Raw genomic sequence first — 15989 nt, forward strand, 5'->3', positions numbered from 1 at the left:
CTGTTTTTGAAGATGATGTCGCAATTAGAAGGATTTTTATGACTTGTAAATGAGTATATAGTAATGAATATTTCTTCCTGTTATGTATATGGTCACTTGGTTTGAGTGTTGTTGGCAGCGAGACACATGTCCAGCAAATTTAGACAGGCTGCCGACACTGAACGTGCTTTTTCATGTCAAAATGGCAGTCATCTACACAGAAACGCTACATAAAATAAAAGAGAAACGAACTGGAGGTGGATGTATGGCAGTGGTAAGAGCGACAAGCTCTGATATTGATTTAATGGCCAGACTGCTGAGAGCGGAGGCAGAAGGTGAAGGGAGGCGAGGGATGCTGCTCGTAGGAAACGTGGGCATCAATCGTTTGCGTGCCAACTGCTCTGACTTTAAAGGGCTGCGTACGATTCCACAAATGATTTATCAGGAGCATGCATTCGAAGCGGTCACGCATGGTTACTTCTATCAGCGAGCACGAGAAACGGAAAAAACACTTGCGCGGAGAAATATTAACGGAGAACGTTTTTGGCCGGCAAAATTCAGCCTTTGGTATTTTAAACCGCCTGGCGATTGTCCGGCGACTTGGTACAATCAGCCGTTTGTGGCAAGGTATAAGTCACATTGCTTTTATCAGCCAACCGCCGAAACGTGTGAAAATGTTTATAACACCTTTTAGCTTGATGAAACGCACAACCCTCTTCGAGTACAAATGCAGAGGGTTGTGTTTTTGTTTTTTCCAAAATGGGTAACCATTGTGTATCAGCAAGATGAAGCACGTGAATGGAGGAAATGAAGATGTATCAAGATTTAAAAGGGAAAACAGCCATTGTCACAGGCTCTTCAAAAGGAATTGGACAAGCGATCGCATTGCGGTTTGGACAAGAGGAAATGAATGTGGTTGTGAACTATAAAGGCGATGAAGATGGAGCTGAAGAGACCGTACAAGCCATTCAGAAGCACGGAGGTGGGGCGGTGAAAGTACACGCAGATGTCTCCAAAGAGGAAGGCATCCAAGCCATCATGGATACAGCACTGGAGCATTTCGGTACAGTAGATGTATTCGTCAATAATTCAGGCTTCAACGGGGAAGAAGCGCTGCCGCATGAGATGACGCTGGAGCAATGGCAAAACGTCATCGATGTCAACATAACAGGTGCATTTTTAGGCGCAAAGGCTGCGCTCGCCTATATGATGGAGCATGACATCAAAGGGTCTATTTTAAATATTTCCAGTGTCCATCAGGAAATTCCGCGCCCGTTCAATGTTCATTATTCCACTTCAAAGGGCGGAATGAATATGATGACGAAGACGCTGGCTCTTGATTATGCCGAAGCAGGTATTCGAATCAACGCGATTGCGCCGGGTACCATGGCAACCGAATCGAATGATGATTTACAGGATGAATTGAAAAAACAAAAGCAGCTTGAGAAAATTCCGATGAGAACCTTTGGTGAACCGAAGGAGATTGGGGCCGCTGCTGCATTCCTCGTTTCTAAGGAAGCGGCGTATATCACAGGCACCACCTTATTTGTAGATGGTGGAATGACACTTTATCCTTCTCAAATCAATGATTAATCCAAAAAACATCCGCCTGTTCATCCGGCGGATGTTTTTTGTTCGTAGCGTTGAGCGGCTTTGGCCGGTTTGCCGAGCAGCATCGGGTATTTGCTCAGGAAGGAGATACATGGCACCATGAGCAGCAATGTGCCGATCGTATAAAAAAGTGTCCAAGAGAGCTGTGCTGTATCAGCAATATTGATACCGAGTCCATAAAAAACAAATGCTTTCATGATATCGATGCCGGCAAACTGCAAGACAAGAATGACAATAGAATTACGTCCTAGATACGTCAAAATAGGGGATGTTTTCAATTTAAAGCTTAAATAAATCACGGCAGCTGAACCGAGCAGAGCACATGCGTAGAAAATAAAGAGATCACCGTAGTCGTTGACGCGCATATCGATCCGTGAATTAAAGCTTTGCATGTAAGCTGTTAGCACAAGCAGACCTGTACATAAAAGAAGGGTTGGATCTGTTTTTAATTCCACAAACCATTGCTTTGCTAAAAATCCAATCGAATAAAATACAACAGCCGTCAAGGCGACATTGGCGTTCCAAGGAAGACTTTGATCTAAAAGCAAGGTAGAGGCATATCCAGCACCTCCGCAAAGAACAGTCAGCAAGATCACGGCAGCGGGTTTTCCTTTAGAAAGACGATGCATAAAGAAAAATAAAATTTCCACTAAAAAGAGCGTCGTTAAAAACCAAATCGCTGGGTTATGTGTGAGTCTTGCTTCATCTGCATTGGATATGAAAATACCTGTAAACGGAACGAAAGGATCAATATCCGTTTGTCCCTTGAATGCGAAAAAACGGGTAACGGAGAACCAAAATACATACGTAATGATGGAGAAATAGAGATAGGGCAAGAGTAAGCTTTTGGCTTTTTTCTGAATAAATGACAAAGCAGGGGATGAGGATGATCGAAACATCATGCCTGATAGTAAAAAGAAAAGCGGCATATGAAAAGAGTAAATGAATTGCTTGAGCGAATCTGGAATGGGCACATGCGCCATGACCACGAGCAGAATGCCAATTCCTTTAGCTGCATCAACCCAATCGAGTCTCTTTTTCATGTCTGTCATCTCCTTCTTTCTCAGCGTTGTAAACCGTTCATTGAATATGTACCTCTACTATATAAAAGGTACACCTCTTATGCGTTTACAGTTCGCTAACGATTAGAAGACACATTTGCGATCAGATGACAGACGGAAGGATTTTGACATCTTGATGTTACATTTCCCATTTTTTATGACAATGTAAAAAAGAAGCCTGGAAAGCTGGCTTCAAAATAATTCTGCTATTCGCTTGAAGGAACGTTGCTTTTCGATCGGATCAAAGGAATTGTTCAGAATCATGATGTCATCCGTTTGATAGCGGTCCATCAAGGTCTGTAATTGCTCTTTCACCGTTTTCTTCGAGCCGACAATCATCCGCTGGCGGTTTTGCAGCACTTTTTTCTTTTCCTGAGTGGTGTAGTGATAGGCGCTTGCTTCTTCTATAGAAGGAACGCGGCTGTCCAGTCCCTTTTCAACACGAAGCAGCCATAAATCTGTACTGCTGGCGATCCTGTCTGCTTCTTCATCTGTTTCACCGCAGATGACAAAGACGGCAAACATAGATTGTGGCTGCCTAGAAAAGACAGATGGAGAAAAGTGTGATCGATACGTCTCAAATGCTTGTGTGCCGCGTGCAGGATGGATAAAGTGGCCGAAAATATAGTTGATTCCAAGCTCCGCCGCCTGCATGGCACTATTTTCTCCCAGCCCAAGCAGCCAAACCGGCGGATGAGTATCAACAAGCGGAGCAGCTTTCACGCCTGCATGCGGATGACCAGAAGGCAGGCTGTCTGATAAGTAAAAAAGAAGGTCCTTCAGCTGGCGGTCAAACTGAGACAGGTCTTTATGCACGCCGTCCGTCAAAGCGAGCCTCGTCCTTTCGATCCCGCCTGGAGATTTGCCGACACCAATCTCAATCCGTCCAGGATAAAGGGCTTCAAGCTGCCGCGTGACCTCTGCTACTTTAAAAGGACTGTACTGAGGAAGTAAAATACCGCCAGATCCGGTACGCAAGGTCGTTGTATGAGCCGCAATATGAGCCATTAATATTTCAGGCGCTGTACTAGCGAGCCCTCTTGTGCTGTGGTGTTCAGCGAACCAATAGCGCTCATACCCAAGCGTTTCAGCCAGCTGAGCCAGCTGCGTTGTATGAATCAATGTCTCCTGAGCAGACTGACCTTTAGGAATGGCGACTTGATCTAATATATGAAGTGATGGCATCATCAACATCCTTTCATCAACATGCTGAATATAAGTATAAAGAAATCCATGGATGGAAGGAAACGAAAGGGTTTATCCTTTGATCCCTTGCTTTTATCTTTTCTATATCAACATATGAAACCACATCAATACACTCCTTATCAGCAAGAGCTGTTCATCGGGAATTTTCGACAATGTTTCACATGAAACACTTCATTAACGACATGAATCATTTCCAATGTGCATCTTTCGTTAAAAAAATATAAAGTGTTTGAAACCTATCTTGAACATAGATCGTATATACTAGTAAATAGAAAAAAGAGTAAGAGGCTCCAATGTCATTTCATGAATTTTGTCGAATTTTCATGTATGATGATTTTAATAGGGTCCATCGCTTAATAAATAGATTTTTATTATGCTGGAGGAGTGATTGATTTGGCGATTACATTAGAAAAAGGTCAACGTATTGATTTAACAAAAGGGAAAACAGGGCTAACAAATATTCTTGTTGGACTTGGCTGGGACCCTGTATCACAAGGCGGCGGATTTTTAGGAAAGCTGTTTGGCGGCGGAGGCGGCGCTGATGTTGATTGTGATGCTTCAGTGCTCATGCTGAAAAATGATAAGTTTACGGAAAATAAAGATTTGATTTATTTTGGCAACCTAAAGAGCAAATGCGGCAGTGTTGAGCATACAGGTGACAACCTGACTGGTGAAGGAGACGGAGATGATGAACAAGTCCTCGTCAACTTGAGCAAGGTGCCGGGTAATGTGAATAAATTGGTGTTTGTCGTGAACATTTATGATGCCCTTAGAAGAAACCAACACTTTGGTATGATTCAAAATGCTTACATTCGCATCGTTGATCGTTCAAACAATCAAGAATTAGTGAAATATAATTTAAAAGATGACTATGCAGGAAAAACTTCGTTAATCGTCGGAGAACTTTATCGCCACGAGAATGAGTGGAAATTTGCGGCGCTTGGAAATGGTACAAATGATGCGAAGCTTGCCGATATTACGAGAAACTATATTTAAACAGAAGGGAGAGGTTCCTAGTGGGAATTTCTTTAGCGAAAGGTCAAAAAATTGATTTAACAAAAACGAATCCGGGCTTAACAAAAGTAGTCGTCGGTCTTGGCTGGGACGTCAATAAGTATGACGGCGGACATGACTTTGATCTAGACGCAAGTGTATTCCTTTTAGATGCGGCAGGTAAAGCAAGCTCTCCATCTGACTTTGTCTTTTACAACCAAACAACTGGCGGAGGCGGAAGTGTCGTACATACAGGCGATAACCGCACTGGCGAAGGGGACGGAGATGACGAGCAGGTCAATGTTGACCTTGCAGCTGTACCAGCAAGTATTGAGAAGATTTCATTTGTCATTACGATTCATGATGCAGAAGCACGCAGTCAAAATTTCGGACAAGTGTCTAACGCATATGTACGTATTTTAAATGCAGCATCGAATGAAGAACTCATTCGCTACGATTTGGCAGAGGATTTCTCAATTGAGACAGCCATTATTGTAGGTGAATTATACCGTCATGGCGGGGAATGGAAATTCTCAGCTGTCGGATCAGGCTATCAAGGCGGTCTTGCCCGCATTGCAACGGACTTTGGCTTAGATATCGGATAACGATAACTTCCTATTTTCAAAGACAGGAGAGATACGAATATGGCGATTCAGCTTTCAAAAGGACAACGTGTCGATTTAACCAAAACCAACCCAGGGCTGACGAAAGTGATGATCGGTCTTGGCTGGGATACGAATAAATATTCTGGCGGAGCCGAATTTGATTTGGACGCTTCGGCTTTCTTGGTGGATGCAAATAATCGTTGTCAGCAAGATACAGATTTTGTGTTCTATAATAACCTTCAGCATCCGAGCGGCAGTGTCACTCATACAGGTGATAACCGTACAGGTGAGGGAGATGGAGACGACGAGCAAATTCTCGTTGATTTCTCGAAAATTCCTGCTAACATTGATCGTATCGGAATTACAGTTACGATCCATGATGCAGAGGCGCGCAGCCAGAATTTTGGACAAGTCTCTAATGCATTTGTTCGTGTTGTAAATGAAGAGGGCGGGGAAGAATTGATTCGCTTCGATTTAGGCGAAGACTTCTCAATTGAAACAGCTGTTGTGGTATGTGAATTGTACCGACACGGAAGTGATTGGAAGTTTAACGCGATCGGAAGCGGATTCTCTGGCGGACTTGCAGCTCTTTGTCAAAATTATGGGTTAGAAGTGTAAATAAGAGAAACAAATCAGTTCAAGAGATGCTGTCAAAAGCTCATATGAGGGCCTTTTCCTAAGTGAGAAAGAAACAGCGATCAAGAATAGCAGCAGGCGAAAGCCTGCTGATGCTTCTACACTTATAGGAGGAAAACCAGTTGGACATTTTGAAACATATGTTGGATACATATGCCTCGTTTTTTGATTGGCATATGTGGGCAGAGGTATTAACAGACCCTGTCTCTTGGGGGCTTATTGGGACGCTTGTCGTGCTTGAAGGATTGTTATCTGCAGATAACGCACTTGTATTAGCTGTAATGGTGAAACATTTACCAGAAAAGCAGCGTAAAAAGGCATTAACCTACGGATTAATTGGCGCTTATTTCTTCCGTTTTCTATTCATTGGCGTAGGGATGCTGCTTATTAAGTTCTGGTGGATTAAGGTCCTCGGAGCAGCTTACTTAGCATGGCTTGTTATTAAGCACTTCTGGTTAGGTGACGGCGATGATGAAGCGAAGGAACTGAAAAAAGAAGGCTGGATGGTTCGTGTCTTTGGTGTGTTCTGGGCAACCGTTATTTCTGTTGAAATTATGGACCTTGCCTTCTCGGTTGATAGTATTCTTGCAGCATTCGCTGTATCTGAGGAAGTATGGATTCTACTATTAGGCGGAATGCTTGGAATTCTCATGATGCGTACAGTCGCGCAGTTATTCCTTGTTCTCATTGACCGTATTCCAGAGCTCGAGAATACAGCGTTTATTCTCATCGGGATCATTGCGATCAAAATGGGCTTGAGTGCTGCTCACATTGAAATTCCGCATCTTGTATTCTTTGCGATTATTATCCTAGCATTTATCGGAACGTTTATTGTTCATAAAATCAATAAGAAGAAACATCAAGAAGTGACAAACGAAGCTGCGGCTTCAAAAGAAGAATAGGACGATCAAAAAGGAATGGAGTTGATTAGCGGCTCCATCCTTTTTTGAATCATCAAGTCATTTGTTCGATTTTCTCTCAACAACAGGAGGTGGCACAGCATGCGGTATTTTCAGTTTTTATCAGAGGCGAGGCAGCACGATATTTTTTTCAAACGGCCGGGGGCGATGCATTTGATGACGCCAAGGCACGTACTTGCGCATGCATTAGGTGCTACTTTGTATATGCCTGCGACAAGACAGGATATAGCAGACATGCTGCTGTCGCAGAAATATGAAGCGCTTTGCTCTGTTGTATTTTGTTTAGAGGATGCCATCGGTGATCAAGAAGTGGAAATGGCTGAACAGAATCTAGTGGTACAGCTCGCCAAACTGTCGGACAAATTAACGCATACACCTGAAATGGCTGAACAAATGCCGCTTTTATTTATTCGGGTTCGTTCGCCGAAGCAGCTGCTGAAAATGGCAGATTTGCTTGGTCCATCTCTTCGTTTATTGACGGGTTTTGTATTTCCAAAGTGTTCTATTCATAATGCGAAGGATTATTTGGACAGCTTGAAACAGGCGTCCGCACAAACGAAGACAACGCTGTACGGTATGCCCATTTTGGAAACACCCGATTTATTGGAAAAAGAAACAAGATATACGGTGCTGTCTAAGTTAAAGCAGATCATGCTGAATGATGAAGAATATATTTTGAATATTCGTATTGGGGCAACGGATCTTTGCGGCTTATATGGCATTCGCCGTGATCGCGACATCACCATCTATGAAATCAGATTGATTGCTGATTTGATCACAGATATTATCAATTATTTTGGCCGTTCCTTTGTTGTATCAGGTGCTGTATGGGAGCATTTTGGCCCTGCACGAAAGGAACAAAAACCTTTCATCCGTGCGCTCTCTAAGGGCGGTGAGCTGCCCTTATCTGAATTCGATGACGTACAAGGTTTACTCAAAGAGACAAGACTCGATGTAGCCAACGGCATACATGGAAAGACAGTGATCCATCCAACACATCTCAAGCCAGTGCAAAGCATGTACGTTGTGACAAAGGAAGAGTACTTGGATGCATTAAGCATTCTGGAACATGCTGACGGTACAGTTGGCGTGATGAAGAGTGCCTTTTCTAATAAGATGAATGAAACGAAGCCCCATTACAGGTGGGCAGAGCACATATTAATTAAGTCAGACATTTACGGGGTGTTTCATGAAAATAGAAGCTATATCGACATACTCACAGAATCAGAAGCGGCATACGCTGAACATCTTGGAACATATGGAGGTTGAGCTTGACCTCAAAGAAGGTGCGCTTCAGCTGGAAAAAGAGCATCTTTTTGAGATGGCGGCAAGGGTGAACAAAAAAAGAGCCTTTTTATTCGTTAGTAAGGTGCTTGGAAAGCATATTCCTGTTCATCCAGTAAAACCGCTCCTTGTCTCGGGTCTTTTAGCGATGGCATATGCCAAAGAGCAAACGGGAAAGACGCCCCCGCACCAAGATCTTATCGTCGAGGCACTCAAGACGGATGATCACAAGGTGTTAACGGCAGCCTATGAAACACTCAAAAAAGAAAAGCTTTCAGCTGGCAATGAGCCTGTCGTCATCGGCTTTGCGGAAACGGCAACAGCCCTTGGACATGGTGTGTATGATGTGATAGAAGGCGCATCATACATTCATACGACACGTGAACAGCTGCTGGGTCTTGACCCGTCATTGGTATTTGAAGAAGAACATTCGCATGCAACAGATCAGCTTTGTTATGCAGACGAAGCATTACTTCGCACAGACCGCCCCATCGTGTTAGTAGATGATGAAGTCACGACAGGCCGTACCAATATCAACATCATTCGTGACCTTCATGCAAAGTATCCAAGGCATTCTTATACCATTCTTTCCATTTTGGACTGGCGGACGGAGGAGCATGAGAAAGCCATGTGCCAGCTTGAAGAGGAGCTTGGAATTCACATCACATCATTGTCTTTATTAAAAGGGCAGATGATTTTTCGAGGCAAAACGCTCGATGAGCCAGCTTATTCGTATGAGATTGCGGAGCAAGAGAATCAGCCAAGTCTCTCTTTTCACTCTCTTCAATCTTTCTTTAAGCAAGTGCCGTATTCATTTTCTCATGCAGCGAATTCGGCGGGTCATTCGCCATATATACATGAAACGGGCCGTTTTGGTTTAAAGGCAGCAGATACGGAAGCGCTCGACCAAGCAGCTGCTGAAGCGGGATTGAGGCTGCGGCAGGAACGCAAAGGAAAACAAACACTCTGCTTAGGGACAGGTGAGCTGATGTATGTGCCGATGAGACTGTCTGCACACATGGGGCAAGGTGTTCTCTTTCATTCAACAACGAGAAGTCCTATTCACCCAGTCGAAAAGGATGGATACGCTGCCCAAAATGGGTTTACCTTTATGAATCCAGAGGATGCCCGAATTCAGCACTACGTGTACAACATTCCAAAAGGTGAATATGATGATGTATTTCTCTTTTTTGAGAAAAAGGTTTCTCAGGAGGCATTGCTTCCGCTTGTTCACTTATTTGCTGAGCGGCATGTGAAGCATGTGCATATTGTGACTTTATCAGACGAGGTGAAGGTGAATGGCTAATGTGTATACAAAGATGGGGAGTTATCCAGAGCAGGATGTAACCTTCTTACTCAAAGATTTATCCTCTATTGAGATGGAGAAAAGTACAGAAGAGCGGGAGCGTTCAATTCAGAGCGGTGCACATTATTCAGAAATGCTGCCAATTGAGTACAAACCAACGGCATCTTATATGACTTTATTCTATCAGTCTCTTGAAGAAAGTAAGGAAAAGGTAGCAGAAGCAGTAGCTGTTGTAGCAGAACAGATTGTGAAGAAGCGAGGCTTCCAAACCGTGCTTTGCAGTTTGGCGCGTGCGGGGACACCGATCGGGGTGCTGATCAAACGATATATTCGAAAGACGTATGGTGTCGATCTGCCTCATTACAGCATCTCTATTATTCGCGACCGCGGAATAGACGAGAATGCACTGCATTATATGCTGAAAGAACATCCAGGTTTTGAAATTGCTTTTATCGATGGATGGACTGGAAAAGGTGCGATTTCGAAAGAGCTCCAAAAAGCTGTTTTTGATTTTGAAAAAAAGTATGGTGTACGTCTCTCGAGTGAGCTGGCTGTGCTGGCAGACCCCGGCTATTGTACACATGTATACGGAACGAGAGAGGACTTTCTCATTCCAAGTGCCTGCCTGAATTCGACGGTGTCTGGACTTGTCAGTCGTACGGTACTAAACAACCGCTGGATCAATGCCGATGATTTCCATGGGGCAAAGTATTATAAAGAGCTGCTCGATGAGGATGTGTCCAATCTGTATGTGGATACGATTGAAGAAGCATTTTCCAGCCTTGAACCAAATGTACAAGAGAAAGCAGAAACCATCCTTACGCAGGGGACGCCGGCAGATTGGCGGGGAATGGCATCCATTGAAGCAATCGGTCAGGAGTTTCAAATTGAAAATACCCATTTGATTAAGCCGGGTGTTGGTGAGACGACCCGCGTGCTGCTTAGAAGAATCCCGTGGAAAATCTTAATTCAGCCTGGATCTCAGGAGAAGCTGAAGCATATTTTGCTTTTGGCTGAGGACAGAGGTGTTCCTGTCATTGAATATGCCAATATGTCCTACACGTGCTGTGGATTAATTCGTCCGCTGGAGCAAACGTCATGAAGACATATGCATTTGCCAGTGATTTAGACCGGACGCTGATTTACTCACATCGAGTGCTTGAGCAGTATGCGTATGAAGGAGAGTACGATTTAGTTGAGGTGCTGGACGAACGGCCGCTTTCCTATATGTCTGTTGAAACGAAAAAATCTTTGCAGACGATTCATCAATCAGGCTGGTTCATTCCAGTGACGACAAGAACAACTGCACAGTATGAACGAATCACCTTCTTTGAGCAAGAGCTTAAACCGGAGTATGCTGTCACAACAAACGGGGGCTGTATTCTTCATCATGGCAAGCCGCTTGAGGATTGGCAAGCCATTGTTGATGAGAGACTTAGGGAGTGTATGCCAGTCAGAGAGATGCTGAGGGCGATCTCCGAGCTTCCAGTTGCGGCATGGGTGAAGCGTACCCGTACAGCAGAGGGAAGATTCCTTTATTTGATTATGAAAGAGGAGTATCTATCTCACATTCCGCTTGCTGAATTGAAGCTGTGGGGTGAGGAGAGAGGATGGCAGGTTTCTCTTCAGGGACGGAAGCTTTATTTTATTCCCCAGCCGCTTAATAAGTGGGATGCTGTTGCTTTTCTAAAGGACAGGCTGCAGCTAGAATACGTCTATGGTGCGGGTGATTCCCTGTTAGATGCGGGGCTCATTCGTCAGTCAGATATGGGCTTTGCCCCAAGGCATGGAGAAGTTCTCGGCTTTGATCCAGAACTTGAGCCGACAGCAGCATCTGGCATGGCCGCAGCAGATGAAATCACCGCTTGTGTCATCAAGCATATGATGAACGTAAAAAAGCCTTCGATTCGATAGCAGAAGTAGAAGGCTGAATGATATGATAGTAGTAGCTTTCGAGAAAATATAGGAGAAAGGAAGGAGCGGCGTGAGTTATAAAGAAATCAATGTCACCCATACACGGGCGGAGCAGGAAGCCTGGAAAAACGTGCTGAAAAAGCCGCTCCCTGAAAGAGACGGTTATGTAAAGGACGAGCATACGTTGTCCTTGCCGCGTCTCGCCGCCCGGGTCCTTGGAACTCCGCATGATGCAACCGATTATTTTATTTATTTACATGAATTATACGAAACAGACGGCATGCATATTTTAAGTGAAACACTCAATCGCCATATTGAGCCGGAGCATTTTCAAGCACTGCAGCGTATTCATTTGATTAACCAAGAAGAAAAGGGATTGTCCGTAAATCGCTTTGTGGCTTTTTTAGATGGTGAACAGCTGATTGTACGCCATCCAAACCCTGTGATGAACCGGCATATCCGTCTTTCATTGATCAAGGTGTTTGAGCATTTCAAGCAGCTGCACGAGGGTGGATTTCAGCATCCTGATTTCCGCCGGGTCCTGCTGGATGTCGTGAAGTTTTCAAATAATCATCTAGGTCCATGGCTGAAGGAAGTCAATATCGAAGAAAAAATGCCGGCTGTTATTTGGTATGGAGAGGCGAATAAAAGTCAGCTTTATTTTCTTTACTATGTCATGCTGATTGGCTGTGATGTTGTCCTATTTCATCCAGAAGGCAAGGATTCGTTCCGCGAATTAGATCCAGAAGAAAAGCTGACTTTTATTGATCAGTACCCGGGAACTTCAAAGCTTGAGCCGTTCCCTGCTGAAAAGCCTGAGAGGAAATCAACGGTGGCGTACCGCTCGACAAGAGAGCTTGAAGAGGTGCTTCACACGGAAGATTCAATGCTCTATAAGCCGTGGCAATTCAGAGATCATACTCCTCATTCCATTACACTCAAGACAACGTATGATGAGCTGTTTTTAATTGCAAAGGAACGATCCTTTATCCGCCCGAATTTCAAAGCAGACCGAGACACGATACAGATTCCAAACCTCTTTGCGAAAATGATGGGTGTCACACGAGACAAGCGTGAATACTGGGATCGCATTCACACGTTAATGGAAGGGAAAGAGACGAAGACCATTCGCCATTTTCCTTTTACGAAAGAAGTGACATCGAATTATCAATTTCATTATCAGCATGCACTTTCTTCTGCTGGAGAGATTGATCCTGACTTATTAATGAAAAGCAATGTGTGGCAGTTTTCTCATCTATATGAGGGTACGCAGCGTGCGATTGCAGAGGCGATATCTCGAATCTGTCAGCATCCGAAGCTATTAAAAGAAGGCAATGAAACCGAATTAGATGTCCGTATTTATTTATTCAAGCAGGTTCTGCATTTAAGCCAGGATCTCATTGAACTGATTCAAACCTTTGATTACGCACAAACCGTACCGAAAGTGATTTTATACCATACAGAATATAATGGTGAGCTGACTCGCTCTGATGCTGCCGCCCTGATTTTCCTAAATGAAATGGGTGTGGATCTCTTCGTATATCATCCGGCGGGATATCAGTGTATCGAACGGTATATCGATGACCAATTATTTGATACCCATTGGCTTGATGAGATGGTCATGAACCAGGAGTTTAAAGAGCCGTCCATCGTTAGAAAGTTATTTCAATCCATTAAAAACCGATAAGGAGATCAAAGCTTATGACAAATACAAACGGAAATGACATCATTTCAATTGATAAAGAGGAAATCACGATTGAGAAGGCAGACGATATTCGCGTTCAGCTTCGAAACGAACCAGAAGTGCAAAATATTGCGAGACAGATCGATGCGAAAAATCAGCTTGAACTTCTTGAATACGGAAAACAGCCGGCCGTTGAAATCTCTAAGTTCTCTGATCGTATCCTTTCAATGATGCGTTCAACAAGTGTCACTGACTCAGGAACAATGCTGACGCAGCTTGGCAAGATTATGGATCGCTTTGATAAAAATGACTTTGACGAACCGAAGGGTGGTTTGTTGTCAAAAATCTTTAAGCGCGGCGGCAGCATGATCGAAAAGATTTTTAGTAAATATCAAACCCTCGGTGCAGAGATTGAAAAAATTAATGTAGAAATTAGCAAATATAAAGATGAAATGACCAAATCGACTGTGACACTTGAAGAAATGTATGAGCATAACATTCAATACTATATGGAGCTTGAAAAGTATGTCGTAGCCGGTCAAATGAAAATCGAAGAATTAAAGCAATTGGTTCCTTCATATGAAGAAAAAGCAGCTAGTGGAAACCAGCTGGCGCAGATGGAGCTTGATACGCTTCGTAATGGCATTCAAGCGCTTGAAGAGCGTGTGTATGACCTTGATATGGCAAGAATGGTGGCGCTTCAAACAGCACCGCAAATCCGTTTGCTTCAGCGCGGGAATACGAAATTAATCGGGAAGATCAACTCTGCCTTCATCATCACGATTCCAATTTTCAAAAATGGGATCATTCAAGCTGTTACAGCGAAGAGACAAAAGCTTGTGGCTGATTCTATGAGTGAGCTGGATAGAAGAACAAATGAAATGCTGAAACGAAATGCTGAAAACATTTCAAGTCAAAGTGTGGAGATTGCCAAATTATCTGGCCGTCCAAGCATCGACATTGAAACGATCGAATCTTCCTTTAATACAATTGTACAAGGGATGAAAGAGACGAAACAGATCGAAGAAGAGAACAAGCGATTACGTGAAGATGGAACAAAACGTATGCTTGAGCTTCAAGATAATATTAAGCGGGCTGCCCTGGAGTCCTAAAAAAAACAAGCTGTCTGTAACTAAAGTTGCAGGCAGTTTTTTTATGAATTTAAATAAAATTTGAGAAAGAAGGTTTTTATGTGACCATTTTCGGGTAAATCCTGTTCAGGGGAATGGTTCGCCCATGATTCAAAAAACCGCTATAACGAGGATTCGACTTATTTTTTAGCACAATTAGGAATTTCCAGTAAAATATTGTCTGATGAGAGGAAATACCCCGTAAAATATGTAGTTTATGAAGCATTCTATAGGATTTACGAGTAATACGGCGTATAAACTCTAATGACCAGACCTCTATATGGAATTCATACATATTGTGGGGAAATAAGCGAATTCTAAAGATTGTTCGCATCATAACGCTTATGTTACGGTTATAAAGATGCTAATTTGGAGGGAAAATATGAATTCTGAAGAGAGAAATATCAAAATCAAGATAAATAATGTATCTAAAATTTTCGGTAAAAATGCTAAAAAAGCATCTCAAATGCTTGAAAAAGGGAAAACAAAAAGAGAAATCCTAAAAGAGACCGGCGCAACAGTTGGGGTCAATCGAGCAAATTTTGATGTTTATGACGGCGAGATATTTGTCATCATGGGGCTATCAGGGAGCGGAAAGTCCACACTTGTGCGGATGCTAAACAGGTTAATCGAACCAACCTCCGGTGAAATATATATTGATGGGGATATGATAACAAATATGTCAAAGGATCAATTGCGTGAAGTCAGACGGAAAAAGATCAGCATGGTTTTCCAAAACTTCGCATTGTTCCCGCACCGTACAATTCTTGAGAACACAGAGTATGGTCTTGAATTGCAAGGTGTAGATAAAGAAGAGCGCAGATCAAAAGCGCTTGAATCTTTAAAGCTTGTTGGACTTGAAGGTTTTGAAGAGCAATACCCAAATCAATTAAGTGGTGGTATGCAGCAGCGTGTTGGATTGGCACGTGCTTTAGCAAATGACCCTGACATTTTATTAATGGATGAAGCATTCAGCGCACTAGATCCATTAATTCGGAAAGATATGCAGGATGAATTGCTTGAGCTTCATACATCTGTAGGAAAAACGATCATTTTCATTACCCATGATTTAGATGAGGCGCTTCGTATTGGTGACCGCATTGTACTCATGAAGGACGGAAATATCGTTCAAATCGGAACACCAGAAGAAATTCTGATGAACCCATCGAATGAATATGTTGAACGCTTCGTTGAAGATGTTGACCTTTCTAAAGTATTAACCGCTGGTCATATTATGAAACGTGCAGAAACAGTTCAGATCGATAAAGGGGCACGTGTTGCGCTTACGCTCATGAAAAACCTTGGGATTTCGTCTATCTATGCAGTAGATAAGAAAAAGCATTTATTAGGTGTTATTTCTGCACAAGCAGCGAAAAAAGCAGCAGAAACGGGAGCGTCGCTTGAAACTGTTCTTGATAAAGAATTTACCACAGTATTGGAATCAACGTATTTAACAGAAATCTTTGATGCAGTGTCTGATGCGGCAAACATTCCAATTGCAGTTGTAGATGAGAAAAACAGAATGAAGGGCATTGTGGTCAGAGGTGCATTGATTGGTGCATTATCAGGTAATGATGAATATATCAACATGTCTTCTAACAAGCTAGAGGAAATTAAGACACAAGAGCCTTCTGCACAGGAGGTAGAATAAGATGTTTAG

15 protein-coding genes are annotated in these 15989 nt (G+C 43.1%); 13 read left to right on the forward strand and 2 right to left on the reverse strand.

Annotated features, from left to right (window positions below):
* Positions 1-244: 244 nt before the first annotated feature.
* Positions 245-673, forward strand: a complete 429-nt coding sequence (locus tag MHB41_RS01595) for a cell wall hydrolase (RefSeq protein ID WP_024424361.1) — start codon at positions 245-247, stop codon at positions 671-673.
* A 119-nt stretch (positions 674-792) separates the two neighbouring features.
* Complete coding sequence (locus MHB41_RS01600) at positions 793-1572, forward strand: glucose 1-dehydrogenase (protein WP_024427225.1); 780 nt, start codon at positions 793-795, stop codon at positions 1570-1572.
* Between the two features lie 20 nt (positions 1573-1592).
* On the opposite strand, the gene MHB41_RS01605 is transcribed toward MHB41_RS01600, so the two are convergent.
* Together MHB41_RS01605 and MHB41_RS01610 are read right to left on the reverse strand one after the other, a co-directional pair.
* On the reverse strand, positions 1593-2633 hold the full coding sequence (locus MHB41_RS01605) for an acyltransferase family protein (protein WP_024424359.1): 1041 nt from the start codon (positions 2631-2633) through the stop codon (positions 1593-1595).
* A 210-nt stretch (positions 2634-2843) separates the two neighbouring features.
* Positions 2844-3836 carry an LLM class flavin-dependent oxidoreductase gene (locus MHB41_RS01610; RefSeq protein ID WP_340899422.1) on the reverse strand — a complete coding sequence of 331 codons (993 nt, stop codon included), beginning with the start codon at positions 3834-3836 and terminating at the stop codon, positions 2844-2846.
* A gap of 414 nt (positions 3837-4250) precedes the next feature.
* On the opposite strand from MHB41_RS01610, the gene MHB41_RS01615 reads away from it, so the two are divergent.
* From MHB41_RS01615 to opuAA, 11 genes are all read left to right on the forward strand, one after another.
* Positions 4251-4853, forward strand: a complete 603-nt coding sequence (locus tag MHB41_RS01615) for a TerD family protein (protein ID WP_024427228.1) — start codon at positions 4251-4253, stop codon at positions 4851-4853.
* Between the two features lie 20 nt (positions 4854-4873).
* Positions 4874-5455 carry a TerD family protein gene (locus MHB41_RS01620; RefSeq protein WP_039176267.1) on the forward strand — a complete coding sequence of 194 codons (582 nt, stop codon included), beginning with the start codon at positions 4874-4876 and terminating at the stop codon, positions 5453-5455.
* Positions 5456-5494: 39 nt separating this feature from the next.
* Positions 5495-6073, forward strand: coding sequence for a TerD family protein (locus MHB41_RS01625; protein ID WP_007498343.1), 579 nt, complete (start codon positions 5495-5497; stop codon positions 6071-6073).
* Positions 6074-6213: 140 nt separating this feature from the next.
* A complete protein-coding gene (locus MHB41_RS01630; RefSeq protein WP_034283214.1) occupies positions 6214-6993 on the forward strand; it encodes a TerC family protein in 780 nt (259 codons plus the stop codon).
* A 99-nt stretch (positions 6994-7092) separates the two neighbouring features.
* Positions 7093-8280, forward strand: coding sequence for an HpcH/HpaI aldolase/citrate lyase family protein (locus MHB41_RS01635; protein WP_340899420.1), 1188 nt, complete (start codon positions 7093-7095; stop codon positions 8278-8280).
* Complete coding sequence (locus MHB41_RS01640) at positions 8270-9601, forward strand: phosphoribosyltransferase family protein (protein ID WP_061110415.1); 1332 nt, start codon at positions 8270-8272, stop codon at positions 9599-9601. The genes MHB41_RS01635 and MHB41_RS01640 overlap by 11 nt, the downstream gene beginning before the upstream one ends.
* Positions 9594-10703 (forward strand): cysteine protease StiP family protein, encoded by a 1110-nt coding sequence (locus MHB41_RS01645; RefSeq protein WP_046313744.1) that lies wholly within the window; start codon positions 9594-9596, stop codon positions 10701-10703. Before MHB41_RS01640 ends, MHB41_RS01645 begins: the two co-directional genes overlap by 8 nt.
* A complete protein-coding gene (locus MHB41_RS01650) occupies positions 10700-11515 on the forward strand; it encodes an HAD family hydrolase (RefSeq protein ID WP_061110414.1) in 816 nt (271 codons plus the stop codon). The genes MHB41_RS01645 and MHB41_RS01650 overlap by 4 nt, the downstream gene beginning before the upstream one ends.
* A gap of 70 nt (positions 11516-11585) precedes the next feature.
* Complete coding sequence (locus tag MHB41_RS01655) at positions 11586-13202, forward strand: YceG family protein (protein ID WP_041116552.1); 1617 nt, start codon at positions 11586-11588, stop codon at positions 13200-13202.
* A 14-nt stretch (positions 13203-13216) separates the two neighbouring features.
* Positions 13217-14311, forward strand: a complete 1095-nt coding sequence (locus MHB41_RS01660) for a toxic anion resistance protein (protein ID WP_034283225.1) — start codon at positions 13217-13219, stop codon at positions 14309-14311.
* Between the two features lie 400 nt (positions 14312-14711).
* Positions 14712-15980, forward strand: a complete 1269-nt coding sequence (gene opuAA, locus MHB41_RS01665) for a glycine/proline betaine ABC transporter ATP-binding protein OpuAA (RefSeq protein ID WP_034283228.1) — start codon at positions 14712-14714, stop codon at positions 15978-15980.
* Positions 15981-15989 lie beyond the last annotated feature (9 nt).

Origin of the sequence: Bacillus sp. FSL H7-0578 (assembly GCF_038630855.1) — a bacterium.
Classification (GTDB): Bacteria; Bacillota; Bacilli; order Bacillales; family Bacillaceae; genus Bacillus; species Bacillus safensis.

Coding starts and splice junctions, on each gene's coding strand:
- MHB41_RS01595 (WP_024424361.1), top strand. CDS start 245: ATGGCAGTGGTAAGAGCGACAAGCTCTGATATTGATTTAATGGCCAGA.
- MHB41_RS01600 (WP_024427225.1), top strand. CDS start 793: ATGTATCAAGATTTAAAAGGGAAAACAGCCATTGTCACAGGCTCTTCA.
- MHB41_RS01605 (WP_024424359.1), bottom strand. CDS start 2,633: ATGAAAAAGAGACTCGATTGGGTTGATGCAGCTAAAGGAATTGGCATT.
- MHB41_RS01610 (WP_340899422.1), bottom strand. CDS start 3,836: ATGCCATCACTTCATATATTAGATCAAGTCGCCATTCCTAAAGGTCAG.
- MHB41_RS01625 (WP_007498343.1), top strand. CDS start 5,495: ATGGCGATTCAGCTTTCAAAAGGACAACGTGTCGATTTAACCAAAACC.
- MHB41_RS01635 (WP_340899420.1), top strand. CDS start 7,093: ATGCGGTATTTTCAGTTTTTATCAGAGGCGAGGCAGCACGATATTTTT.
- MHB41_RS01640 (WP_061110415.1), top strand. CDS start 8,270: ATGGAGGTTGAGCTTGACCTCAAAGAAGGTGCGCTTCAGCTGGAAAAA.
- MHB41_RS01645 (WP_046313744.1), top strand. CDS start 9,594: ATGGCTAATGTGTATACAAAGATGGGGAGTTATCCAGAGCAGGATGTA.
- MHB41_RS01650 (WP_061110414.1), top strand. CDS start 10,700: ATGAAGACATATGCATTTGCCAGTGATTTAGACCGGACGCTGATTTAC.
- MHB41_RS01660 (WP_034283225.1), top strand. CDS start 13,217: ATGACAAATACAAACGGAAATGACATCATTTCAATTGATAAAGAGGAA.
- opuAA (WP_034283228.1), top strand. CDS start 14,712: ATGAATTCTGAAGAGAGAAATATCAAAATCAAGATAAATAATGTATCT.